The following is a 23,723-nucleotide window of genomic DNA, read 5'->3' as shown; positions in this document are numbered from 1 at the left end:
CCGTGCGGGTCGCGGGGTTGGTGCTCGCCGCGGGCGCCGGGAGCCGGTTCGGCCGGCCCAAGGCGCTGGTGGCGCACCGCGGCGTGCGCTGGGTCGAGCACGCCGCGGCGGTGCTGGGCGACGCCGGGTGCGCGCCCGTGGTCGTGGTGCTCGGGGCGGCCGCGGCGACCGTGCGCGCCGAGACGTCCCTGGCGGGTCTCGTCGTGGTGGACAACCCCGGCTGGGCCACCGGCATGGGCTCCTCGCTGCGCGTCGGCCTGGCCGCGCTGACCGGCGTGGACGCGGTGGTGGTGCTGCCGGTGGACACGCCGGGCGTCACCGCGGCGGCCGTCGGGCGGTTCGTGGCGCTCGCGTCACCCGGGGTGCTGGCGCGCGCCTCCTACGCGGGGGCGCCGGGGCACCCCGTGCTGATCGGCGCGGACCACTGGCCGGGGGTGTCGGCGGCGGCCACCGGGGACGCTGGCGCGCGCGACTACCTGCGGGCGCACGGCGCGGTGGTGGTGCGGTGCGAGGACGTCGCCGACGGCGCGGACGTGGACCGGCCCGAGGACCTCGTGACCTGAAAACCCGGGTCCGCGCGGCGGTCGGTGTGCCATGGTCGGGTCATGACGCTGCTCAGGGGTGGGGCGCTCGCGGGCGTGGTCCTGCTGGCGGGGGTGGTGGCGGTGGGGTGCGCGGACCGGGGTCAGGGGGGCGCGGCGCCGTCGGTGGGGGTGGGGCTCGCCGCGGAACCGACCGCCGGGCCACCGGTCACCAGGCCACCGGCCGCCGAGCCACCGGCCGCACCGACCTCCGTCCCGCCGACCGGCCCCTGCCAGACCCGGTTCGAGGTCGCCGAGGCCGCACCGGCGACGACCGCGCCGCCCCCGTCGACCGGCTCGGGGCGGCTCCCGGGTGACCTGCCGCCCAACCACGCGGACAACAACGGCTGGAAGCGCCGCGCGCCGCTGGCGCCGGCCGCCCACGCGGCGGCCGTGGCCGTGGCCGAGGAGCTGCGGCCCGCGCTGGAGCGGCTGTGCGGGCAGGGCGACTTCGCGCGGGAGAGCGCGCTGCGCGTGCTCAAGGGCACGGGCCGCGCCACCGGGGAGGTGTACGCGCGGCCGTTCGAGCTGCCGGTCACCGGGACGACACCGCCGGCCGGCGTCGTCTACGGCGTGCACCTGGGCGACCGGGCGTGCGTGATCGGGAGCCTGTCGCCCGGCCAGGTGATGATCAGGGTCGACGGCACCACCCGCGAGGGCAGCTGCCACGAGCCGTCGTCTCACTGACCCCGGGGTTCGGCCTCCGGGTGCACGACCGGCAGCGGGCCGGAGGTGATCCGCGGTCCGGGCAGGCCCGGGGACCACGGTTCGACCGGGTTCGCGGACAGGGCGACCTGGCTCGCCGACAGGGCGTTCGCCTGGGCCACGGCCGCCGCCACGACCTCCCGGGCGCGCTGCTCGGCCTCGGCGAGGCGGCGCTGCGTCTCCTGCTCGGTCTCGTCGAGCAGGACCGCCTGCCTGCGCGCCACCTCCTCGGCCTGCCGCAGCATCTGCTCGCTGCGCTCCCGCGCGTCGCTCTCGAAGGCGTCCGCCTTCTGCCGGGCCACGTGCATCAGGTAGCGGATGCAGCCGGAGACGGCGTTGTCCTTGGAGTAGCCGGCGTGCAGCACCCGGTACTCGGCGAGTTCGCTGCGCGCGTCCTCCAGCTCGTGGGTCAGGTCGTCGGCGGTGGCCAGGGCGGCGTCCCGGTCCACCCGGAGCACCTCGACCTCCTGCCTCAGCCCGGCCAGCTCGGCGTCCACCTCCTGCCGGTCGTAGCCGCGCCAGCGGATGCGGAAGGCGCCGCGGAACTCGTCGATGTGCATGGCTGCCGCCCTTCATCAGACGGACCGGGGTCAGCCCCTGGCGAGCGCCACGAGGTCGTCCATGGTGCCGTTGAACACGTTCTGGTCGATCGGCGTGGAGCTGTGCTGCCAGATGGAGTGCACCGCCCAGCGGTGCGGAAGCGGCCCGATCTCGGCCGCGTACCGGGCGACCCACACGGGGTTGGTGGCGGTGAAGTCGCCGGCGCGGCCGGTGCACCCGTCCCACCACAGCGTGGAGGTGTAGATCATCGGCCAGCGGCCGGTGCGGAAGTGGTAGGTCTCGCTGAAGTCCCGTATCCAGGCGACCATCTCCTCCGGCGTGAGGCCGTAGCAGGTGTCCTCGCCGTACGGGTTGTACTCGATGTCCAGGGTGCCGGGCAGGGTGAGGCCGTCGGCGGACCAGCCGCCGCCCTGGTCGACGAAGAAGTTGGCCTGCGCGACGCCGTCGGAGCGGTCCGGCAGCGCGAAGTGGTAGGCGCCGCGGACCATGCCGACGTCGTAGGAGCCGTTGTACTGCTGGTAGTAGTAGGGGTTGCGGTAGCCGGTGCCCTCGGTGGCCTTGACGTAGGCGAACCGCTTGCCCTGCTCCCACCAGTGCGGCCAGTCCACGTCGCCCTGGTGGCTGCTCACGTCGATGCCCGGGACGGTCGGCCCGGTGCCGCCCAGCTGGGACGCGTCGACGGGTTGCCCGGGTTCGTGCAGGGCGATCTGGGAACCCGCGGCGTGGTCGCCCTCCGCCGCCGTCCGCGTGCTCGCGGCGGGGTCGTCCACCGGCGCCGCGGTCACCCGGCCGTGCGGGGCCACCAGGCAGCCGAGCACGAGCGCGGCCGCGGTGGTCCGGGCCGCCCACGTCCGGGCCGCCCACGTCCGGGCCGCCCACGTTCGGGGCCGTGTCTGCGATTGCGCGGCCATTGATCATTCCTCCCCTGGGAAAGCGCGACTCCTCCACCCCCGGCGCCGTGCCGCGACGTCGGGATCACTCCGGGAATCGGCTACCACCGGTCGAGGTGTTGGCAACATGAAAAGCCCGTTGCCACTCTTCCGAATGACAAGAAGGCACTTTACTGGCACCCGTTGTGATCGTCGGTGCCGGAGAGTGGCACGTTTTCTCACCCGATAGTGAAACGACGGCATGGAGTGCCCCCGATGAGGGCACTCAGTACCCGGGTGACGCACGGAAGGTGAGGGACCATGGCCGCGAGCGAGGTCGACTGGGAGCCGTTCATCGAGTCGTTGCACGAGGCCGCGGGCCTGTGGGACCGCGTCCTGGCCTGCCGGGCGCGGCGGGCGGAGCTCGAAGCCGTGGGCGACGAGCCGCCGCGGGTCGTGCCGATCACCCGGGACGAGGCCGAGCGCCTGATGCGCGCGGTGGCGTTCCTCGCCCGGCGGCTGAGCACGGCCGCGGAATGCGTGGTCTACGAAACCGCGGACACGCGCCTGGAACCGACCTCGGGCGACCCGGCGGCGCAGGCGGACGCGTTGTCGTTGACCGCGCTGCACGCCGCCGCCATGCGGCACGCCGCCGACCTGGCGAGTGCCGCGACCACCCGGCGCAACGCAGCGTAAAGCATTTCACCGCCGGGCGAGACACGTCCGGTTAAACACCGCTGCGCGATAGTGTGAACCTGCGTTCCCGGAGTTTTTCGAGGGCCACCGAGGCCCACTTCCCCGGTATGCGTAGGGCTGATTGCGTCGCGAAACTCGCCGGCCTGTGCCTGGTGGCCGGCCTGCTGCTGGCCGGGCTCGCGCTGCCGGTCGTCGGCGCGGCGGGGCTGGTGTCCAACCGCGTGGGCGACCGGGTCGCGATGACCTCGGTCCAGCTGATCGACACCCCGCCGCCCCTGATGAGCACCATCACGGACAAGGACGGCCAACCGTTCGCGTACCTCTACGACCAGTACCGCGTGCTCACGCCGCCGGGCGAGGTCGCGCAGGTCATGAAGGACGCGCTGCTCTCCACCGAGGACCGGCGCTTCTACGAGCACAACGGCGTCGACTGGCTGGCCACCATCCGGGCCGCGATGCGCAACCAGTCCGACGGCTCCGTGTCCCAGGGCGCGTCCACGATCACGCAGCAGTACGTGAAGAACCACCTCGTGCACGTGCTGGAGCGCGACGACAAGGGCGGGCAGGTGAAGGCGCAGGAGCAGACCATCTCCCGCAAGCTGCGCGAGGCGCGGATCGCGATGCACGTCGAGTCGCAGCTGACCAAGGACGAGATCCTGACCCGCTACCTGGACGTCGTGCCGTTCGGCGGCACCATCTTCGGCATCGCCGCGGCGTCGCAGGCGTACTTCGACACCACGCCGAAGGCGCTGACCGTGCCGCAGGCCGCGATGCTCGCCGGGATGGTCAACAGCCCCACGTTCCTCGACCCGGAGGCCCGGCCGGACAAGGCGACCGAGCGGCGCAACATGGTCATCGACCTGATGGCCGCGAACAACAAGCTGTCCCCCGAGCAGGCCGAGGCGGCGAAGCGGGCGCCGCTGGGCCTGGCCACCCCGGTGCGGCCGCTGCCCACCGGGTGCGTCGGCGCGGGCCCGGAGACCGGGTTCTTCTGCTCCTACGTGGTGAACTACCTGACCGCCAACGGCTTCGACCTGGACGACCTGAAGGCCGGCGGCTACCGGATCGAAACGACCCTCGACCGGACGCTCACGCAGCACGCCAAGCGGGCCGCCGAGGCCCAGGTGCCCAAGACCACGCCGGGCATCGCCAACACGGCGGCGGTGGTGAAGCCGGGTCGTGAGCGGCACGAGGTGGTGGCGCTGGTGGCCAGCCGCGACTACGGGTTGAAGAAGGAGGAGTTCCAGACCCAGTTCGACCTGCCGTCGGCGGTGGAGAACAAGTTCGGCGCCGGGTCGGTCTACAAGGTGTTCACCGCGGCGGCGGCGCTGGAGAAGGGCATCGGCATCGAGTCGATGATCGCGACGCCCAACTCGTACGTGTCCCGCGTGTTCCGCGGCGGCGCGGCGTCGTGCCCGTCGACCGGCGAGCAGGCGACGTACTGGTACTGCCTGTCCAACCACGACGACTCCTACGCGCCCCAGATGACGTTGAAGCAGGCGCTGGCGACGTCGCCGAACACCGGGTTCGTGATCCTGGAGGAGAAGGTCGGGCTGGACGCGGTGGTCGACATGGCGTCCCGGCTGGGGATGCGGGAGACGATGGCGACGAACATCGCCGGCGTCGCCCCCGACCAGTCGGCCGACCGCAAGGACCTCCAGGTGTCGCAGGCCGACTTCTACAAGTCGGCGGGCAACGCGTCGTTCACCCTCGGGCCCGCGCCCACGAGCACGCTGGAGCTGGCCAACGTGGCGGCCACCATCGCGTCGTCGGGCACCTGGTGCCGGCCCACGCCGATCCGGAAGGTCGTCGACCGCCACGGCGCGGAGGTCGCGGTGCGGGAGCCGCCGTGCGAGCAGGTGGTGGAGGAGGGGTTGGCGAACGCCCTGGTGGTCGGGTTGAGCGAGGACGACCAGGACCGCGGCACCGCCGCGGCGGCGGCCAAGCAGTACGACTGGAAGCGGCCGGCGCTGGGCAAGACGGGGACGACGGAGGAGTACAAGTCCGCGGCGTTCATCGGGGCGACGCTCGACTACGCGGGCGCGGTGCAGGTCTTCAACGACGGCATCACGCCGAGGGGCATCTGCGTCAACAGCGGGCCGCCGCGGTTGTGCGCGGAGGGTGACATCTACGGGGGGACGCTGCCCGCGCGGACGTGGTTCGAGTTCATGACGAAGGCGCACGAGAACCTGCCGGAGAAGCCCTTGCCGCCCGTGGAACCGCGGTACCGGCTACCGTGATGGGGGCGCGCGGGTTGGGCTCGTGAGGATGGTTGGTCGGTTGCCTCACACGATCGGGTGATCATCGTCCGGAAATGTACGGAAACAGCGTTCCCGATCATCGGTTGAGCATGAGGAACCCCGCGAGCGACCACAGCCCCTCTCCCGACACGCCCGTCCGTGACGAACCACTGGGTCCTCGGGACTCGGGGCCGCTGACCTGACCCCCGGCTTGGCCGGCACACCCGGTTGACGCGCACTTGGTTCACGCGCACTTTGGTTGACGCGCACCCGGTTGACGCGCACCCGGTTGACGTGCGCTTGGTTCACGCGCACCCGACAGCGTGCGAGGGCACCGGCCACCCTCCGGACCGCGCGTCAGACGACGCGCACGTCCACCCCGGCGTCGCGCAGGCGGCCCAGTTCGCCCGCTGGCGCACCCACGTCGGTGACCAGCACGTCGATCGACGTCACCGGGCACACCCGGCCGAACGCGGTGCGCCCGAACTTCGAGCCGTCGACCGCCGCGACCACCCGCGCCGACGCCTCGATCGCCGCCCGCTTCACCGCGCCCTCGGCCAGGTCGTGGGCCGACACCCCGTGGTGGGCGCTCAGGCCGCAGCTGCCCAGGACGGTGGTGTCGAAGCGCATCACCCGGAAGGCGTGCTCAGTCAGCGGACCGGTGAACGCGAGTTCGCCCGGCCGCACGTCGCCACCGGGCAGGACGAGCCGCACGTGGTCGGCGCGACGCAGGACGTCGGCCGTGTGCAGGGACAGCGGCAGCACGGTCATCCGGCGGTCCACGAGTTCGCGCGCGACCTCGACCGCGGTGCTGCCGCTGTCGAGCACGACCGTCTCGCCGTCGTCGAGGAGGCTCGCGACGGCCGCGGCGATGCGGCGCTTGGCGTCCAGCCGTTGGCGCGACCGGGCCGCGTAGGGCGTCTCCTCCCCCGTCAACATGCCGACCGCCGCGCCGCGCACGCGCCGCACCAGGCCGTCGCGTTCGAGCACGTCCAGGTCGCGCCGCACGGTCATCTCGGAGGTGCCGACCAGTTCCGCCAACGCGGCGACGGCCACCCGCTCGCCCCCGCGCAGGCGGTCCAGGATCGTCTCGTGCCGCCAGACGACATCCATTGCGTTCGATTGAACACAGCGGGTGTTCGGTGGTCAACACCCTGGCGGGTGATGGGACGATCCGGTAGGACTGGCGGGCACATATTTGGTGTAGACCATTGGAGGCGACCGCATGGCGACCGAGACCGTCACCGGATCCGACTACGGGGACGTCGTGCGCAACCACCTGACCAGGGTGGAGCAGCAGAACGCGAGCGCGTTGGACGACGTGGCCGAACTCGTGCTGGCCGGCGTCCGCGCGGACGGCCTGGTGCTCGCGGCGGGTGCGGGCCACTCGCTCGCCGCGGTCGCCGAGACCTTCTACCGGGCGGGCGGTCTGGCGTGCGTGCGCCCGATCTACCACCCCGAGCTGCTGCCGATGCACGGCGCGGTGAGCAGCACGGCCGCCGAGCGGCGGTCCGGGTTGGCGGCCGAGGTGCTGCGGGACGCGGGCCTCGCTCATCACGACGTGTTGTTCGTCTTCTCCACCTCCGGGGTGAACCCCTACCCGGTCGAGCTGGCGATGCACGCCGCGAACGCCGGGTGCCCGGTGGTGGCGGTGACGTCGGTGGCCGCGAGCGCGCTGGCGCCGCGCCGGGCGGGCACGACGTTGGCGGAGAACGCGACGGTGGTGCTGGACAACCTCGTCCCGCCGGGTGACGCGACCTACCCGGTGGCCAACCCGGTCACCGCCGCCGTGTCCACGCTGGCCACGACGTTCCTGTGGAACCTGCTGATGGTCCGCCTGTTCGACAAGGCCGCGGAGTCCGGGGTGAGCCTGCCGCTGTGGCGCAGCGCGAACGTCGAGGGCGGCGACCAGGCCAACGCCGAGTTGCTGCGCAAGTACCAGACGCGGGTGCCCCAGCTCGGGTAGGTCGTCCACGAATCCTTCACCCCGCGGAGTCGGTGCCGGCGCGTGTCGAGGTCGGAGCGTGTCGAAGCCGGCAGCGGGCAGGGTGACGTGCCGTTCCGCACGGCGTTGGTGGTGGGTGGCGGGTCGTCGGGGGCGCCGTTCCCGAGCGGGACCTAGACCGGGGTGGGCGCTTCGTCGAACTGGGTGCGGTAGAGGTCGGCGTAGCGCCCCTCGGCGTTGAGGAGTTCGGTGTGGGTGCCGCGCTCGACGATGCGCCCGTCCTCGACGACCAGGATCTGGTCGGCCGCGCGGATGGTGGACAGGCGGTGGGCGATGACGAGCGCGGTGCGGCCGGCGAGGGCCTCGGTGAGGCCGGCCTGCACGGCGACTTCGGACTCGGAGTCCAGGTGGGCGGTGGCCTCGTCCAGGATCACGACCCGCGGTTGGGCGAGCAGCAGGCGGGCGATGGTGAGGCGTTGGCGTTCGCCGCCGGAGAGGCGGTAGCCGCGTTCTCCCACGATCGTATCGAGCCCGTCGGGCAGGGATTCGATGAGGTGGTCGAGGCGGGCGCGGCGCAGGGCGTCGTGGAGTTCTTCCTCGGTCGCCTCGGGGCGCGGGTAGGAGAGGTTGGCGCGGATGGTGTCGTGGAAGAGGTGGCCGTCCTGGGTGACGACGCCGACGGTTCGGCGGATCGAGTCGGCGGACAGGTCTCGTACGTCCACATCGGATAGTCGAACGGCGCCACCTTCGACGTCGTAGAGCCGGAGCAGGAGCGAGGCGATGGTGGACTTGCCCGCGCCCGACGGTCCGACGAGCGCGATCAGCCGGCCCGGTTCCGCACGGAAGGTGACACCGTGGAGGACCTCCTCGCCACCCCTGGAGTCCAATGTGGACACGTTTTCCAGGGAGGCGAGGGAGACCTTGTCGGCCGAGGGGTAGGCGAAGCGCACGTCGTCGAACTCGACGCGGACGGGGCCTTCCGGGACCTGGCGGGCGTCGTCCCTGTCGGTGATCATCGGTCGCAGGTCGAGCACCTCGAAGACGCGCTCGAAGGAGACCAGCGCGGTCATCACGTCGACCCGGGCGTTGGCCAGGGCGGTCAGGGGTGTGTAGAGGCGGGTCAGGAGCAGCGCCAGCGAGACCACGGTGCCCGCGGCGAGGTGGCCGGTCAGGGCGAGGTAGCCGCCGAGGCCGTAGACGAGGGCCTGGGCGAGCGCGGACACCAGGGTCAGGCCGGTCATGAACCAGCGGGTGGCCATGGCGGTGCGGACGCCGATGTCCCGAACGCGGGCGGCTTGGGCGGCGAACTCGTCGACCTCGGCGCGGGGGTGGCCGAAGAGCTTGACGAGCGTCGCGCCGGGGGCGGAGAACCGCTCGGTCATCTGGGTGGTCATGCCCGCGTTGAGGGTCGCGGCCTCGCGTTGCAGGTCCGCCATCCGGGTGCCCATGCGGCGGGCCGGCAGCACGAACACGGGCAGCAGGAGCAGCGCCAACGCGGTGACCTGCCAGGAGAGGGTGAACATCACGCCGAGTGAGAGGCCCAGCTGGATGACGTTCGTGACCACGCCCGACAGGGTCGAGGTGAACGCCCGCTGCGCGCCGATCACGTCGTTGTTCAGGCGGCTGACCAGCGCACCGGTCCGGGTGCGGGTGAAGAACGCGACCGGCATCCGCTGGACGTGCTCGAACACCGCGCGACGCAGGTCGTAGATCAACCCTTCCCCGATGCGCGCCGACTGCCACCGCTCGACCAGCCCGAGGCCCGCGTCCACGATCGCGATGCCGGCGATCACCACCGCCAGCCACACCACGATCGACACGTCGCGGTCGTCGACGATCGCGTTGACGACCTGCCCGGCGAGCACCGGGGTGCTCACGGCCAGGACCGCCGACACGACCGTGAGCAGCAGGAACAACACCAGTTTCGCCCGGTGCGGGCGGGCGAAGCCCAGCACTCTGCGGAACGTGCCGGGTCGCACCCCGGAGGGGGCGTCCGCGGTCCGCATCGCGCTGCGCATCAAGGCCCAGGAACCATCCACGACAGGGAGGAACGCCGGCGGGGTTCGGGAGCTTCCCGGGTCTCCCGCGCGGGCGCGGGTCGGCGTGTTCGGCGGGGTCGTCGGTGGGGTCGGGTGCCTGCCGTGGGTCGGTCCTCAGCTGGAGTGAGCGGAGGGGCGGGTGGTGACCGGGGGGCGAGCGGTGGTGGTGCGGGATGTGGTGGTGGTGGTGCGAAGCGTGGTGACGCTGCGGGATGTGGTGCTGTGGAGGGCGGTGGCTGCGGAGTGGTGAACGGGGGCAGTGAGTGGTGCGTGGTGAACGGGGAAGTGGTGGCGGAGCGGGGGTCGGGTGATGGGTGAGTAGGCGATGGGCGGGGCGGGTGGGGGGTGGCGTGCTGGGTGGTTTCGGCCTCTCGATTTCTCTTAACCGATGACCGGAACGCTGTTTTCGTACATTTTCGGGCGGTGATCACCCGATCGTGTGGCCCCGGTTGGCCATAAGCCCAGGTCAGTCCCCTGCGCCGGCCAGGGCCGACAGTTCCGCGAGCCTCCGCAACTGGGCGGTGCGCTCGGCCAGCAACTGCTCCTGCTCCGTGGCGCCGTCGGCGGCTGAGGCCAGGAGGGCCAGGGTTTCGCGCACCGCGCCCGGCAGTGGGCGGAGGACCTGGGCGGTCAGGTCGTCGACCGCCGCGTCCAGGTCGGGTCCCGGCACGACGTTGTTCACCAGGCCGATGCGCAGCGCTTCCTCGGCGCCGACCCGGCGTCCGGTGAGGCAGATCTCCGCCGCCCGCGAGTAGCCGACCAGGCGCACCAGCGGGAGGGTGCCGCCGAGGTCGGGGACCAGGCCGAGGGAGGTTTCGGCCATGCTGAAGCGGGCGTCGTCGGCGGCTACGCGGAAGTCGCACGCCAGGGCCAGTTGGAAGCCGGCGCCGATGGCGTGCCCCCGCACCGCGGCGATGGTCACCCGGGTCGGGTCGCGCAGCCAGCGGAAGCCCTCTTGGAACTCCGCGATCAGCGCGGCGCCGGCCTCTGGGCCTCGCGCGGTGATCTCCGCGAGGCCCGGCTCGCCCTCCACGCGCTCACCGGTGAACATGCGCCGGTCGAGCCCTGCCGAGAAGGCACGACCGGAACCCCGGACGACCACCACGCGGACGTCCGGGTCCAGCTGTTCGCCGATCGTCCGCAACGCCACCCAGGTGGACGGCGTCTGTGCGTTGAGCACATCGGGACGGTCGAGGGTGATCGTCGCGCGCGCCCCGTCGACCTCGAACCGCACGCGTGCGCGTTCCAGCAGGTCGGCGTCGATGGCGGTCGGTGCCGACATGCGTGAACCTCCGGTGTCGGGCGGCGCCGTCTCTCCTCGGCGCCTCGGGTTACCGGAGGGTAGCTTACTTCTTCTTCGTCCGGGTGGCGCCACCGCGACCGCGCAGCTGCACACCGGATTCGCTGAGCACCCGGTGCACGAAGCCGTAGGAGCGCCCGGTCGACTCGGCCAACGCCCGGATGCTCGCGCCCTTTTCGTACTTCTTCTTCAGGTCAGCGGCCAGCTTGTCCCGCGTGGCGCCGGTGATCCGGGCGCCCTTCTTCAGGTCAGCCACCTTGTCCCGCCTTCCGTAGACAGCAGGTCGGGCCTTCGTAAGCCCCTGTCGTCGCAATGATCGAACACGAAGACCAAGAACGCCAGGTGATCAAGCGAAATGATCTGCGAGCGGTCGTTCGACCACGGTGAGTCGATCACCACTCACTTTACGGGTTTGAGACGCGGAAACCCTTGCCCTCACGCCAACTGCACGAGTTCGAGGTACTCCTGGGACCAGTGGTCCTCGGTTCCGTCGGGCAGCAGGATCACCCGCTCGGGCTCAAGGGCTTCGACGGCCCCCGGGTCGTGGGTGACGAGCACGACCGCGCCCTCGTAGCGGCGCAGCGCGTCGAGCACCTGCTCGCGGCTGGCCGGGTCGAGGTTGTTGGTCGGCTCGTCGAGCAGCAGCACGTTGGCCGCGCTCGACACGAGGCCCGCGAGCGCGAGCCGGGTCTTCTCGCCGCCGGAGAGGGTGCCCGCGAGCTGGTCGAGCTGCTCGCCGCTGAACAGGAACGTGCCCAGCAGCGACCGCAGCTGCTGTTCGGGCACGTCGGGTGCCGCGTGGCGGATGTTCTGCCACACGCTGGCCTGGTGGTCGAGCGTCTCGTGCTCCTGCGCGAAGTAGCCGAGCTTGAGCCCGTGGCCCTTGAGCACCTCGCCGCTGTCGGGGCGCTCCCTGGAGCCGATCAGCCGCAGCAGGGTGGTCTTGCCGGCGCCGTTGAGGCCCAGGATCACCACGCGCGAGCCGCGGTCGATGGCGAGGTCGACGCCGGTGAAGACCTCCAGCGAACCGTAGGACTTGCTGAGGTTCTCGGCGGTCAGCGGCGTCTTGCCGCACGGCGCGGGCTGCGGGAAGCGGATCTTGGCGACCTTGTCGGCCTGGCGGGTCTCCTCCAGGCCGGACAGCAGCTTCTCGGCGCGGCGGGCCATGTTCTGCGCGGCGACGGCCTTGGTGGCCTTGGCGCGCATCTTGTCGGCCTGCGCCATGAGCGCGCCGGCCTTCTTCTCGGCGTTGGCGCGTTCGCGGCGGCGGCGCTTCTCGTCGGAGGCGCGGGCTTCGAGGTACTTCTTCCAGCCCATGTTGTAGAGGTCGACCTCGCCGCGGGTGGCGTCGAGGAACCACACCTTGTTGACCACCTCGTCGAGCAGCTCGACGTCGTGGCTGATCACGACGAGGCCGCCGTCGTGGGACTTGAGGAACCCGCGCAGCCACGCGATGGAGTCGGCGTCGAGGTGGTTGGTGGGCTCGTCGATGAGCAGGATGGTGCTGGACTTGCCGCCCACGCCGGCCTCGGAGGCGGCGAACAGGATGCGGGCCAGCTCGACGCGGCGGCGCTGACCGCCGGACAGGGTGCGCAGCGGCTGGGCGAGCACGCGGTCGGCGAGGCCGAGGTTGGAGCAGATGCGGGCGGCCTCGCTCTCGGCGGCGTAACCACCGAGGGCGGCGAACCGCTCCTCCAGTCGGCCGTACTTGCGCACGGCTTCCTGGAGCGCGGCGTCGTCGGCCAGCTCCGCCATGGCGGTCTGGAGCTTCTCCATGTCGCGCAGCAGCTGGTCCAGGCCGCGGGCGGAGAGCACGCGGTCCTTGGCGACGACCGAGAGGTCGCCCTCGCGGGGGTCCTGGGGCAGGTAGCCCAGCTCGCCGGTGCGGCGCACCTCGCCCGCGTAGGGCTGGCCCTCGCCGGCGAGGACGCGCAGCGAGGTGGTCTTGCCGGCGCCGTTGCGGCCGACCAGGCCGATGCGGTCGCCGGGCTGGACCCGCAGGGTGGCGTCGGACAGCAGGATGCGCGAACCGGCGCGCAGCTCGAGATCGGTTGCGGTGATCACTCGTCAGAACTCCGGGTGTGTGGTCGTGCGAGGACAACGGCGCAGCTCGCGCGCTACCTACTCGATCAAGACGACCACCCCACCAGTCTACGGGGTGAGCGCCACCGCGTTTCCACGGTGTGGGCAGGCGCATAGATTGCGGCCATGACTTCGGACTTCACGGGCAAGGTCGCCCTGGTCACGGGCGCGAGCCGGGGCATCGGCCTCGGGATCGCGCTGGAACTGCTCACGCGGGGCGCGTCGGTGGCGATCACCGGCCGCAAACCGGAGGCGCTGGCCACCGCGGCGACCGGGTTGGCCGAGACCTCGGGCGCGTCACCGGACCGCGTGCTGGCGGTGACGGGCAACGCGGGCGACGCCGACGACCGGGCGGAGGCCGTGCGGCTGGTGGTGGAGCGGTTCGGGCGGCTGGACGTGCTGGTGAACAACACCGGCATCAACCCCGTGTTCGGTCCCCTGGTGGACGCCGACCTGGACGCGGTGCGGAAGATCTTCGACACGAACGTGGTGGCGGCCCTCGGGTTCGTGCAGCTGGCGTGGCACGCGTGGATGCGGGAGCACGGCGGGGCGGTGGTGAACATCGCGTCGGTGGGCGGCCTGCGGTCGACCGGGGTGATCGCGGCCTACGGCGCGAGCAAGGCGGCGCTGATCCGGCTGACCGAGGAGCTGGCGTGGCAGCTGGGGCCGGGGGTGCGGGTGAACGCGGTGGCACCGGCGGTGGTGAAGACGCGGTTCGCCGAGGCCCTCTACACGGGGCGCGAGGAGGACGCGGCGGCCGCCTACCCGATGAAGCGGCTCGGGACGCCGGAGGACGTGGCGCGGCTGGTGGCGTTCCTGGCCTCGGACGCGGCGGAGTGGATCACCGGGGAGACGGTGCGGGTGGACGGCGGGCTGCTCGCCACCGGCACGCTCGGGTAGCGGTTCCGCGCCGGTCGTTTCGCGGCGGGCGCGGGACCGGCGCGGGGGTGAGACCTGCGCGCGGGCGGGACCGCCCCAGAGGCGGGACCGGCGCGCGGGACGGTGGCGCGCGGGCGGCGGCGCGGAGGTCGGGTTGTGAGGGCGCGGCTGCTTGGTGCTACTGCGGGCGGGGTGGTCGGCGCGACTGCGGGCGGGCTGGTCGGCTCAGGTGTGGTGGCGGGCGGCGGTGGCCGGTTCGGCGCGGTTGGCCACGCGGGCCTCCGGGCGCGTCTTGCCGCCGCCGGGGCCGGCCAGGGTGAGCAGGCGGATTCGCGGGGTGGCCGGGGCGGTGAACATCGCCTACGACGTGGGGGGCCGGCGCGTCGAGCAGACCGCGGTGGAGAGAAGTCGGCCGGTGACGTGGTGGCGGGCGGTCGTGCCTGTCGCCGCCGGGCCGGGTGGTGCGGCGGCGGTGTCCGGGATGGGGCCGGCGATCCGGGGCCGGCAAGCGCACCGGCAGGCCGGTCGTGAAGGTGGGAGGCCACCTGTTGGTCGAGTCGTGTGGTGGGTGCCGGTGACACCCACGGCGCTGGCCGAGGAGGGGTGCGTGGGCTGGACAGGATGCGCTGCCGGATCGGTCAGGCAGACGGCCAGCCCGGTAGGCGGGCGAGCAGGTAGGCAGGCGGGCGGGCAGCCCGGCAGGCAGCCCGGCGGGCAGGTAGGTAGGTAGGTAGGCAGGCGGACTGGCAGGTGGGCAGGCGGGGCCGGGCGGTGGCAGGCCGGGCGGTGGCAGGCCGGGGCGGTTGGGCAGGCCCTAGCCGGCGGTTGGGGTGGTGGCGGGGATCTCGATGAGGGTGGTCGTGGAGGTGGTGCGCGGGTTCGGGGTTTCGGTGGTGGTTGTCGGGCGGGGGCCGGCGGTGGCGGGTGGTGTGGCGGTGGGCGGGGTGGTCGTGGCCGCGGTGGCGGGCGGCGGCGTGGTGGTGGCCGGTGGGGTGCCGAGGGGTGGGGCTCCTTCCGTTGTCGTCGGTGAGGTCTCGATGCTCGGCGGTGGCGAGGTGGCCGGCGAGGTGGCCGGGTGAGTGGTGTTCGAGGCGGGCGGGTCGGCGGGGGTGTCGCGGTTCGGGTCGGGGGTCTGGTTGAGGGCGAAGGCGACCACCACCGCCACCAGCGCCGTGGTGCCGGTGCCCGTCGCGGCCACGGCGGCGGTGCGGCGGCGGCGTTTGACCCGGGTGCCCCGGTGAACGACGTCGAGTGCGCCGAACGTGCGTGGCAGGGGCTCGACGTTCAGCTCCTCGAACGTCTTCTTCAGCTCGTCCTCAAGCACCGCGCGACACCTCCCACAGCGAGCCGAACTCCGGTCCCAGCCTCTGCCTCAACGCCTTGAGCCCCCGGTTGGCGTTGCTCTTCACCGTGCCGACCGAGCAACCGAGGGCGGCGGCCGTCTCCTCCACGCCCAGGTCGTGCCAGTAGCGCAGCACCAGCGTCGCCCGCTGCTTCGAGGGCACCGCCGCCAGGGCCTGCCACACCACCAGCCTGTCCTCGCTCAGCACTCCCGCCGACGGCACCTCCGGCGGGAGGTCGGTGAGCTTCTCCCGTTTCCAGCGCACCCGGCGGCGCTCGGCCAGGAAGGTGCGCACCACGATCTGCCTGAGGTAGGCGTCCAGACCGTCGCGGTGTGCCATCTTCGGCCCCGCCAGGTAGAGCTTGAGGAACGCGGACTGCACCAGGTCTTCGGCCTCGTGGTGGTTGCCGCACAACAGGAACGCGGTGAAGCGCATCGAGTCGGCGCACCGGTCGAAGTGTCGGGTGAACTCCGCGTCCCAGCTCACGTGCTCAGCGCCCCGCGACCGGCGGTTCCGTCGTGGGCGGCAGGGGCCGTGTGGTGGTGGGACGCGGGAGGGGAGGCGTCGTCTGCACCGGCGCCGCGGTCGTGGTCGTGCGCGGCGGGGTGGTGGTGGCGGTGGGGCGCGGCGAGGTCTCGATCGGCTGTGGCGCGGTGGTCGTCGGACGCGACGTGGTCGGGTACGGCGTGGTCGGGTAGGGCGCCGTGGTGGTCGGGTGCAGCGTCGTGGTGGCCGGCGAGGTCTCGACCGGGTTCGGCGAGGTGGTGGTCGGAGGCGACGAGGTGGGCACCTCGGTCACGGTGACCGGCACGCTGGTGGTCGTCGGCACCGGCCGGGGGTCCGGACCGGAACCGAACGCCAGGGCCGGCACGGCCACCGCGAGGCCACCCACCACGACGGCTCCGACCGCCAGCACGAGTCGTTTGCGCGGCACAGCTGCTCCTCGGGTCTGCGGGGCACCGGGGGTGGTGCCCTCTGCACCCTTATGAATGCGGTGGGGCGGGCTGGGGGTTGTCACGAGTTTCGGGTGGTTCCCGGACGACGACCTCGACCGCCCTGGCCCGCACCGCCGCCTCGTCCAGCACGGCCCGCCGGGGCTCGGGCACGTCCAGCACCCTCGGCGACGCCAGGGCGAACACCTCGGCCAGCCGGCGGTCGGCGCGCAGCGCGTCCAGGGCCTGCCGGTCGCCGCCGAGGACCACCGCGTCCAGCTGGGCCACCCGCGGCGCCAGGACCCGGGCGGCGTCGTCGGCCGCGGCGTGCAGGGCAACCCTCGCCTGGCCTTCCCGGCGCCGCGCGAACCGCTGTTGCGACCACCCGCCGGCTTTGTTGCGGCCGTGCACCTGGTGACTGTCCGTGGTCGACACCAGGACCCGGCCGTCGAGCGCCACGCCGATGCTGTGCCCGCCGAGCCGCACGAGGAGCAGGCCGAGGCGGCGCGGGGTGAGGGCGTTGGCCAGCAGCGGGTCGAGGACCAGACCCTCGAACACCCGGCCGGAGGAGGAAGCGGAGGACCGGTGGGTGGACGGCGGGCCCGAGGAGGAAGGAGAAGAGGACCGGCCGGCGGGAGGCAGGCCGGCGGGAGATGACGCGGGGGAAGATGCGGCAGAGGGAGGCGACCCACCGGGTGACCTCCGATCGGGCTCACCCTCGGGGGTGAGCCTGCCGAAGGCCGCCGACACCGAGGCCGTAGTGCCGTCGACCGCCGTCACCAGGAACTCGTGCTCGGTCACCGCCGTCGTCGCCACCCCGCCGTGGAGGCCGGCGAACCGCTCGAACCACCTGGTCAGCCGCTCGGGCTCGACCTCGACCGCCCGCCCGCCGCCGGAGACCGGCCGCACCCGGCTCATGCCGGCGCGACCGCGACCCACACGGGCAGCGGGTGCCCGCACTCCGCCGGCGAGAGCCGCTGGACCGCCGCGAACCCGGCCTCGTCCAGCTCGGCCGAGATCCGCTCCGACGACAGCACCCGGTGCCGGGTGGACACGGTGTTCGCCACCTGCCACGACCCCTCGGCGCGCACCAGCCGCACGACCTCCAGGGCGTAGGACCCGCCGTCGGGCGACCAGTCCCACAGCTGGACGGTCACCTGCCGCTCCCCGCCCCGCCCGGTCACCTTCGGCGGCGGCGCGGTGGGCCGCAGCCGGCCGAGCTTGTCCAGTTCGGGCACCGCCGCCACGAACAGCCCTCCCGGCCGCAGCGCCTGCCTGGCCAGCAGCAACGCCGGCGACAGGGCGTTCTCGTGCGCCAGCCGGGGCAGCAGGTCGTCGCTCGCGCGGACCACGTCGACCGGCGGCCCGCCGTGGTGGCGGGCGACGTCCAGCAGGTCGAGCACCGAGTCCGGGTCGGCGCCGAGCACGGCGGCGGCGATGTCCGCCAGGGGGTCCTCCGGCAGGGGCACGAGGTCCTGGGCGGCGGTCACCGGGGACACAGTAGGGGCAACCGATCGCGGGTCGCCAACACGCGCGGGCCCGTCGGCGGGCCCCGTACCGGCCGCTCACTCGGCCGAAGGGATTTCCACCACATCGGCGGACACCCGTTGCACAATGTTACCGACGGGTTTACAAAGGATGGAGCAGGAGCAGTCACCACTTGACAGAACGATGTCCACCCCGGTGAACTCGTAACCCGTTCGGCCCAATCATTGACTCCGCTCGGAAGGCACCAACGCCCTGCGTTGGCGGGTAGGGTCACTGGGGCGTGATCTCATGACAGCGGGGAGTCACAATGACCAACGCTGCCGGTCGACCCAACCTGTCCGTCGACGAACTCGACCCGGCGGGCCACGGCAGTCTTGCGCAGCTTCTCACCACCGGGCCCTTCCCGGAGGCGTTGAGGGCCGCCATCAAGGCCAGCAGACTGAGCCTGGACCGGATCCAGCACCGGCTCGCCCTGCGCGGGGTCACGATCAGCGTCGCCACGCTGAGCTACTGGCAGTCCGGTCGTCGCCGTCCCGAGCGACCGGAGTCGCTGGAGGCGCTGCGCCACCTGGAGACCGTGCTGGGCGTGCCCCAGGCGGGCCTGTCGGCGCTCCTGGGTCCGCCGCGCCCGCGCGGCAGGCGGTCGCGACCGACGACGATGATGCCGATCGACGCCCTGTGGGAGCGCCGCGAGCGGGTGGCGAACCTGCTCACGAAGGTGGACACCACCTCGGACGTGAAGCTGGGCCGCATCAGCCAGCACGACCGCATCGAGATCGCCGCGGACGGCGGTCAGCGGTCGGTGTGGGTGCGGCAGATCCTGCGCGCCGAGCAGGACGGCCCGGACCGCTGGGCGCTGGTGTTCGAGACCGAGGAGTCCGACGTGCTGCCGCAGGTGGTGAACCTGCGCAACTGCCACCTCGGGCGGGTCGTCCAGGACGGCGAGGCCAACATCATGGCCGCGGAGATGATGTTCGACCGGCCGCTGAGCCGCGGCGAGACGATCATCATGGAGTACGAGCTGCTGTTCGCGGAGGGTCACTACCCGGCGGGCAAGAACACCTTCGCCCGCAAGTTCCGGCTGCCGGTGCGGGAGTACGTGATCGAGGTGCGGTTCGACCCGTCGTACCTGCCGGCGCGGTGCCAGCAGTACAGCGTGCCCGCCGGGGACGACACCCCGTCGCGGCGCCGCAACCTGGCCCTGGACGGCGCGGGCGGCGTGCACGCGGTGGCGCTCGGTTTCGGGCCCGGCGTGTTCGGCATCCGCTGGGAGTGGCCGAAGTAGCCGGGAGTGGCCGGAGCAACAGGAGTTAAGAGGAAGGGCCCCGGGACGAGTCCCGGGGCCCTTCCCTTTGCTCAGATGTAACCGTTGATCTTCAGCGAGACCGCGCGGATCGAGCCGCGGTCGGCCGCCGCCGTGTCGACGACCTTGAACGTCCAGGTGCCGTCCGCCGGCTGCTCCAGCAGCGCGCCCAGCGGCGTGGTCGGCCTCCAGGTGCCGGTGAACGGCGCGTTCGCGCTGGTCACCGTGGAGAACGCCCGCGCGGCCGAGTCGTCGAACACGACCTGGCACAGGTTCGAGCCGGTCGAGCCGTTGCGCTGGAACACCGTCGCGCTGACGCCGTTGGGCGTCGTCAGCGTGCCGACCAGGTCACCCACGAACGTGTGGTCGATGCCCACCGTGGTGGAACCGTCCGTGTTCGGCGTGCACTGGGTGCCGTCGATGGACAGCGCGATCTTGGACGCGCTGCCCACGCCCGTGACCTCGATGGGCACGGTCGCGCCCAGCGGGCTGTTGTCCGGGATGGCCAGCACCGGGCCGGTGTAGGAGAAGGTCTTCACGTCGCGCGACGGCTCGCCCACGTTGAGCGTGAACGAGGCGGTCGTGGGCGACGTCGACCCGGAGTAGGTCACCCGGGTGTCCAGCCTGATCGCCGAGCCGACCCGGACCCCGGACGGGACGCTCACCTTGAAGGTGTTGGTCACCGTCTGGCCGACCTCGATGTTGCCGTAGTGCTTCGAGCGCGGCGCGATCGTCACGCCCGCGGTGGGCGTGGTGAGCACCAGGCTCGTGGAGGCCGCCGTGCCGTCACCGTTGTTGATCACCGGGACGGTGACCGTCGACGTGGTGCCCGGCTTCAGGTACTGGCTGCCGTCCGAGTCGTTGACCACGCTCGGGCGCTGCGCCCTGGCCAGCGGCTGCGGCGAGGCACCCGTGTAGGCCAGCGCCAGGTCGGCCCGGACGATGCCGGCGCCGGTGCGGTTGTCCACCCCGGCCTCGGCGATGTCGACCGCGGTGGCGGTCAGCGCCTCCCGCACGTCGGCCGGGGACAGGCCGGGGTTGCCGGACAGGATCAGGCCCGCGATGGCCGCCGCGTTCGGCGCGGCCGCCGAGGTGCCGAAGAACGGGTCGAACCCGGGCACGCTGGTCGACACGCCGTCCGCCGCGGTGAGGTCGGGCTTCTGCCTGACCTCGGGGGCGGCACTGCCGTCGGGCGCGAAGAACACGCGCCGCGGGCCGTCCGAGGTGAACCGCTCGGGCTTCTGGGAGCCGTCGAAGGCGCCCGGGAACGGGCCGCGCGGGTTGGCCGGGTCGCCCGGCTCCAGGTCGAACGGCAGCGGGTCGGCCGCCGGGGCGGCGGCGACGCTGATCGCGCCCTTGGCCGCCGAGTGGCCGCGGGTCACGCCGGGGGTGGCGAAGCCCTTGGCGCCGGTCGAGTCCTTGAAGCGGCCGCCGAGCGCGGACAGCGACAGGTACTGGTCCTCACCGCGGAACTTGACCACGGCCAGCCGCAGGCCCGCGGAGCTCGCGGGCGTGTTGAGCCGCTCGTAGGGGTCCTGGGTGCCGTCCTGCACGCCCTGGCTGAACGCCACCACGCTGCCCTGGGCGTTGACCAGGTACAGGTCGTAGTCGTTGAACGACGAGCCCAGCGGGTCGGACCAGAACAGCGTGACCGGCACGTTGCCGGAGCTCTCCGACAGCGGGTTGACCACCTGCTTGGCGCCCGGGTCCGGGTTGAAGTCGTGGGCCGTGCCCGCGAACCTGCCGATGCCGACGCCGGAGTCGACGAACTGCCCCTCCCAGTGGCCGGAGGTGCGGTCGGCGACGTTGCCCTCGTTGCCCGCGGAGGAGAAGAACAGCGCGCCGTCCGCGGCGACCGCGTCCACCGCGCGGGCGATGACGCCGTCCTGGAACGGCGACTCGTTGAAGTAGAGCACGTCGTCGACGATGACGTCGCAGCCCAGCTCGAAGCGCAGGCCGCGGATGTTGTCGGCGAAGCTGGCGTCACCGTTGAACGCGGTGGCGAAGCCCAGGCTGGCGTTGGGGGCGATGTCGTGGAGGATCTCCAGCATCGCGGTGCCCTCGTCGCCGGAGCCCTCCTGACCGGGCAGCACCTCGACGTTCGCGGGCAGCTCGCCCGACGCCTGCGAGGCGGCCAGGGAGTCGATGCCGTCGGACAGGGCGCACAGCTTCACGCCGGTGCCGGTGACCCGGAACTCGTCACGCGCCGTGTCGGCCGCGTGCGCCCGGTCACCCTCTCCGGTGGTGGCCGCCGCGCTCACCGAGGCCAGCGCCTCACGGGTGCGCGCCTCGACGTCCCGCGCCTTGTCCTCCTTGGCGGGGGCCTGGGCGGTGTTCTTGGGGTCCTGCTTGTGGAAGGTCTTGGCCTCGACGGCGGTCTCGACCCGGCGCACGTCGCCGCGGCCGGCGAGCCGGGTGAGGGAGCCGAGGGGGACCTGGGCGCGGACGGTCCGGCCCTCGACCGAGACCGCGCGGACGCCGCCACCGGCGGCGAGGACGGCGTTGACCAGGTCGTCGCTGACCTTGTGGGCGCGGATGTCCACCAGGACGGTGTTCCCGCTCTGGACCTTCACCCCGGTCTGCACGGCCGGGACGCGGTTCAGCGCGCCGGCGTTGGCGCGGCGGCGCTGCTCCACCACGAGCGCGCTGTCCAGCTTGGACTCCGCGCCGGAGAGCGACCGCTTGATCTCCTGGAGCGCGGCGATCTGCGCGGCGGTCCGGTCCTCGACGCCCTGGGACGCCCTGGCCGGATCGGCGCCGGCGGGTGACACGACGCCCAGGGTCAGCAGCGCGGCGGCGCCGGCTGCGATCAAGGCGGTTCTTCGAGACCGGCGTAGCTGTGAACGCACAGGCGTCTCCCCCACGTTGAGCGTGCCCCCGACGCACGCGACCTGCGATCGGGTGTCCCCGATCGAGGGGTCAACGTATTGCGCACGCCCAAGTACCGTCTGCCACCGTTTGGCCTACTTGCGACGTGGAATATCCATCACATTTCACAGTACAAAAGCATCCGTCCACAGCTGTCCGGTTCGCCCGGACAGCCCGTCGAGCAGCGCGGCGGCCTGGTTGTCGGTGAGGGAGGCGACGAAGTCGACCACCGCCCGGCCACGCGCCAGCGTCCGCACCGCGTCCGGCCCCGACGGCGCGTCCCCGGTGGCCCCCACCAGCACGGCCGGGTCCGTCCGGGCGATCCTGGCGTACTCCGCGCCGGCCAGCTCCACCAGGTCGTGCAGGCGGCGCGGCAGCCGGTTCGCCTCGTGCCGGTCGGTGGCCCACTGCTCCAGCGCCTCCACCAGCGCCGTCAGCAGCCGCGCCTGGCCGCGCTGGTGCAGCGCCAGGTCCGGGCGCAGCAGCACGAACCGGCGGTGCACGAACTTCAGCACCTGCACCTCGTGCCACTGCGGCACGGCCAGCACCACGTGCCCCGAACGGGTGGTCGGCTCCTCGATCACCCCGACCGCGTCCACCAGGCGGCGCGTCCACCGCGCGGAGAACCCGGCGACCGCCTGCTCGGCCTCCACCGACCCGTCGAACGGGATCGCCAGCAGGCCGTCCACCAGCTCGGCCCGCACCTTCGCCACGGCCCGCGCGAACGCGTCGTCGTCCACCGTCCACGAGTCCTTGGCGTGCAGGCGGCGGCGCAGCTCCTCCAGCGACCGGCCGGGGCGGCGCTGCTGGGCCGCCAGCTCGGCCGCCGACAGGCCCGCCAGCTCGACCGCGTGGCCCAGCCACGAGTTCAGCTCCGCCGACACCGTGGCGTGCTGGAGCACACCCACCCGGTAGAAGTCCTCCACGTCGTGGATCGCGTAGGCGATGTCGTCCGCGGTGTCCATCACCGACGCCTCGACCGTCTGCTGCCACGGCTCCAACCGGCCCCCGTAGAAGGCCCGCGCCTGGACGACGTCCTCCAACTCGGTGACGTAGGCGGAGAACTTCGCGGAGCCGGTGCCCGGCGCGTCGGGCGGCTCGGCGGCGCCGCGCGGCGGCTCCGGCAGCTCGCGGGGGTGCGGCGTCGGGTGGGACAGCCGGGTCCACGGGTACTTCAGCATCGCCGCCCGCACCGCGACCGTCAGGTCCAGTCCCACCGCCGACGGGCCCCGCACGTCCGTGGTGGTGACGATGCGGAACGACTGGGCGTTGCCCTCGAACCCGTCGGCCAGGCCGAACCGGTGCCGGGCCAGGCGGTCGAGCACCTGCTCGCCCAGGTGCCCGAACGGCGGGTGCCCCAGGTCGTGCCCGAGGGCCGCGGCCTCCACCACGTCCGGGTCGCAGCCGCCGAGCTTGTCGAGCAGGTTCGCCACCTCGGGGCGGGTGTTGAGGCGCTCGGCGATCGCGCGGGCCGCCTGGGCGACCTTCAGGCTGTGGGTGAGGCGGTTGTGCACCAGCAGACCGGAGCCCGTGGAGCTGACGACCTGCGTGACGCCGCCCAGGCGCGAGAAGAACGGCGAGCCGGCCACCCGGTCCCGGTCCACGCGGAACGGGCTGGTGGCGAGATCGGCCTGGACTGCGGTGTCACCGCCGGAGCGGCGCTGGGCTCGGGGGTCCTCGCTGTGCATGGGGGAAACCTAGCTGCCGCGCCGGCGGGATGCCCGGGGCGGTGCTGCCGTTGCTGTCTTGCGGCTCGGTGGTGTTGAACGCAAAAAGCCCTCAGGGGCACCCGCGATCACGGGTGCCCCTGAGGGAAAGAATGTTCGGCGGCGTCCTACTCTCCCACACCCTCACGAGTGCAGTACCATCGGCGCTGGAAGGCTTAACTACCG

Annotated in this window: 22 protein-coding genes and 1 rRNA gene; 7 read left to right on the top strand and 16 right to left on the bottom strand. The window is 72.6% G+C overall.

What is annotated here, in order from left to right; genetic code table 11:
- The first annotated feature begins 2 nt into the window (after positions 1-2).
- Together ACFP3R_RS05380 and ACFP3R_RS05375 are read left to right on the top strand one after the other, a co-directional pair.
- Positions 3-563 carry a nucleotidyltransferase family protein gene (locus ACFP3R_RS05380; RefSeq protein WP_380633422.1) on the top strand — a complete coding sequence of 187 codons (561 nt, stop codon included), beginning with the start codon at positions 3-5 and terminating at the stop codon, positions 561-563.
- A 42-nt stretch (positions 564-605) separates the two neighbouring features.
- Positions 606-1,268 carry a hypothetical protein gene (locus tag ACFP3R_RS05375; protein WP_380633421.1) on the top strand — a complete coding sequence of 221 codons (663 nt, stop codon included), beginning with the start codon at positions 606-608 and terminating at the stop codon, positions 1,266-1,268.
- Here ACFP3R_RS05375 and ACFP3R_RS05370 read toward each other — a convergent pair.
- A complete protein-coding gene (locus ACFP3R_RS05370; RefSeq protein WP_380633419.1) occupies positions 1,262-1,846 on the bottom strand; it encodes a DivIVA domain-containing protein in 585 nt (194 codons plus the stop codon). The two genes, ACFP3R_RS05375 and ACFP3R_RS05370, sit on opposite strands and share 7 nt — an antisense overlap.
- Before the next feature lie 30 nt (positions 1,847-1,876).
- Complete coding sequence (locus ACFP3R_RS05365; protein WP_380633418.1) at positions 1,877-2,758, bottom strand: lysozyme; 882 nt, start codon at positions 2,756-2,758, stop codon at positions 1,877-1,879.
- Between the two features lie 279 nt (positions 2,759-3,037).
- Between ACFP3R_RS05365 and ACFP3R_RS05360 the strand changes: the two genes are divergently transcribed.
- The gene (locus ACFP3R_RS05360; RefSeq protein WP_380633416.1) at positions 3,038-3,412 is read left to right on the top strand and encodes a hypothetical protein; all 375 of its coding nucleotides are present in this window, start codon (positions 3,038-3,040) and stop codon (positions 3,410-3,412) included.
- Positions 3,413-3,519: 107 nt separating this feature from the next.
- The gene (locus ACFP3R_RS05355) at positions 3,520-5,652 is read left to right on the top strand and encodes a transglycosylase domain-containing protein (RefSeq protein WP_380633414.1); all 2,133 of its coding nucleotides are present in this window, start codon (positions 3,520-3,522) and stop codon (positions 5,650-5,652) included.
- A gap of 357 nt (positions 5,653-6,009) precedes the next feature.
- On the opposite strand, the gene ACFP3R_RS05350 is transcribed toward ACFP3R_RS05355, so the two are convergent.
- A complete protein-coding gene (locus tag ACFP3R_RS05350) occupies positions 6,010-6,765 on the bottom strand; it encodes a DeoR/GlpR family DNA-binding transcription regulator (RefSeq protein WP_380633412.1) in 756 nt (251 codons plus the stop codon).
- A 112-nt stretch (positions 6,766-6,877) separates the two neighbouring features.
- Here ACFP3R_RS05350 and ACFP3R_RS05345 point away from each other — a divergent pair, with 112 nt between their 5' ends.
- Positions 6,878-7,618 carry an SIS domain-containing protein gene (locus ACFP3R_RS05345; protein ID WP_380633410.1) on the top strand — a complete coding sequence of 247 codons (741 nt, stop codon included), beginning with the start codon at positions 6,878-6,880 and terminating at the stop codon, positions 7,616-7,618.
- A 152-nt stretch (positions 7,619-7,770) separates the two neighbouring features.
- Here ACFP3R_RS05345 and ACFP3R_RS05340 read toward each other — a convergent pair whose 3' ends face one another.
- The 4 genes from ACFP3R_RS05340 to ACFP3R_RS05325 all read right to left on the bottom strand — a co-directional run bounded on the left by ACFP3R_RS05340 (position 7,771) and on the right by ACFP3R_RS05325 (position 13,000).
- Positions 7,771-9,636 carry an ABC transporter ATP-binding protein gene (locus tag ACFP3R_RS05340; RefSeq protein WP_380633408.1) on the bottom strand — a complete coding sequence of 622 codons (1,866 nt, stop codon included), beginning with the start codon at positions 9,634-9,636 and terminating at the stop codon, positions 7,771-7,773.
- A 466-nt stretch (positions 9,637-10,102) separates the two neighbouring features.
- The gene (locus tag ACFP3R_RS05335) at positions 10,103-10,918 is read right to left on the bottom strand and encodes an enoyl-CoA hydratase/isomerase family protein (RefSeq protein ID WP_380633406.1); all 816 of its coding nucleotides are present in this window, start codon (positions 10,916-10,918) and stop codon (positions 10,103-10,105) included.
- Between the two features lie 64 nt (positions 10,919-10,982).
- On the bottom strand, positions 10,983-11,192 hold the full coding sequence (locus tag ACFP3R_RS05330) for a helix-turn-helix domain-containing protein (RefSeq protein WP_015103570.1): 210 nt from the start codon (positions 11,190-11,192) through the stop codon (positions 10,983-10,985).
- A gap of 179 nt (positions 11,193-11,371) precedes the next feature.
- Positions 11,372-13,000, bottom strand: a complete 1,629-nt coding sequence (locus tag ACFP3R_RS05325; protein ID WP_380633404.1) for an ABC-F family ATP-binding cassette domain-containing protein — start codon at positions 12,998-13,000, stop codon at positions 11,372-11,374.
- A 144-nt stretch (positions 13,001-13,144) separates the two neighbouring features.
- On the opposite strand from ACFP3R_RS05325, the gene ACFP3R_RS05320 reads away from it, so the two are divergent.
- The gene (locus ACFP3R_RS05320; protein ID WP_380633402.1) at positions 13,145-13,918 is read left to right on the top strand and encodes an SDR family oxidoreductase; all 774 of its coding nucleotides are present in this window, start codon (positions 13,145-13,147) and stop codon (positions 13,916-13,918) included.
- A 204-nt stretch (positions 13,919-14,122) separates the two neighbouring features.
- Here ACFP3R_RS05320 and ACFP3R_RS05315 read toward each other — a convergent pair whose 3' ends face one another.
- The 6 genes from ACFP3R_RS05315 to ACFP3R_RS05290 form a co-directional block, all read right to left on the bottom strand.
- A complete protein-coding gene (locus ACFP3R_RS05315) occupies positions 14,123-14,254 on the bottom strand; it encodes a hypothetical protein (RefSeq protein WP_380633400.1) in 132 nt (43 codons plus the stop codon).
- 457 nt (positions 14,255-14,711) lie between these two features.
- Entirely contained in the window at positions 14,712-15,221 is a 510-nt protein-coding gene (locus tag ACFP3R_RS05310) for a hypothetical protein (protein ID WP_380633398.1), read from the bottom strand.
- Complete coding sequence (locus ACFP3R_RS05305) at positions 15,214-15,726, bottom strand: SigE family RNA polymerase sigma factor (protein WP_380633396.1); 513 nt, start codon at positions 15,724-15,726, stop codon at positions 15,214-15,216. The genes ACFP3R_RS05310 and ACFP3R_RS05305 overlap by 8 nt, the downstream gene beginning before the upstream one ends.
- 4 nt (positions 15,727-15,730) lie before the next feature.
- Positions 15,731-16,174 carry a hypothetical protein gene (locus ACFP3R_RS05300; protein WP_380633394.1) on the bottom strand — a complete coding sequence of 148 codons (444 nt, stop codon included), beginning with the start codon at positions 16,172-16,174 and terminating at the stop codon, positions 15,731-15,733.
- A 49-nt stretch (positions 16,175-16,223) separates the two neighbouring features.
- The gene (locus tag ACFP3R_RS05295; protein WP_380633392.1) at positions 16,224-17,090 is read right to left on the bottom strand and encodes an acVLRF1 family peptidyl-tRNA hydrolase; all 867 of its coding nucleotides are present in this window, start codon (positions 17,088-17,090) and stop codon (positions 16,224-16,226) included.
- Positions 17,087-17,662 (bottom strand): hypothetical protein, encoded by a 576-nt coding sequence (locus tag ACFP3R_RS05290; protein ID WP_380633390.1) that lies wholly within the window; start codon positions 17,660-17,662, stop codon positions 17,087-17,089. The genes ACFP3R_RS05295 and ACFP3R_RS05290 overlap by 4 nt, the downstream gene beginning before the upstream one ends.
- Before the next feature lie 305 nt (positions 17,663-17,967).
- Between ACFP3R_RS05290 and ACFP3R_RS05285 the strand changes: the two genes are divergently transcribed.
- Positions 17,968-18,945 carry a hypothetical protein gene (locus ACFP3R_RS05285; RefSeq protein WP_380633389.1) on the top strand — a complete coding sequence of 326 codons (978 nt, stop codon included), beginning with the start codon at positions 17,968-17,970 and terminating at the stop codon, positions 18,943-18,945.
- A gap of 71 nt (positions 18,946-19,016) precedes the next feature.
- Here the strand turns inward: ACFP3R_RS05285 and ACFP3R_RS05280 are convergent, their stop codons facing one another.
- The 3 genes from ACFP3R_RS05280 to rrf all read right to left on the bottom strand — a co-directional run.
- The gene (locus ACFP3R_RS05280) at positions 19,017-21,776 is read right to left on the bottom strand and encodes a S8 family serine peptidase (protein WP_380633387.1); all 2,760 of its coding nucleotides are present in this window, start codon (positions 21,774-21,776) and stop codon (positions 19,017-19,019) included.
- 180 nt (positions 21,777-21,956) lie between these two features.
- Positions 21,957-23,519: a deoxyguanosinetriphosphate triphosphohydrolase family protein gene (locus ACFP3R_RS05275; RefSeq protein WP_380633385.1), complete on the bottom strand. Its 1,563-nt coding sequence runs from the start codon at positions 23,517-23,519 to the stop codon at positions 21,957-21,959.
- Positions 23,520-23,652: 133 nt separating this feature from the next.
- Positions 23,653-23,723 (bottom strand): 5S ribosomal RNA (gene rrf / locus ACFP3R_RS37860); the annotation flags it as partial.

The organism is Saccharothrix lopnurensis (assembly GCF_042658445.1).
Lineage (GTDB): Bacteria > Actinomycetota > Actinomycetes > Mycobacteriales > Pseudonocardiaceae > Actinosynnema > Actinosynnema lopnurensis.
Note: the sequence above shows the minus strand (reverse complement) of the source record. Positions and strands in the feature narration are given on the sequence as shown.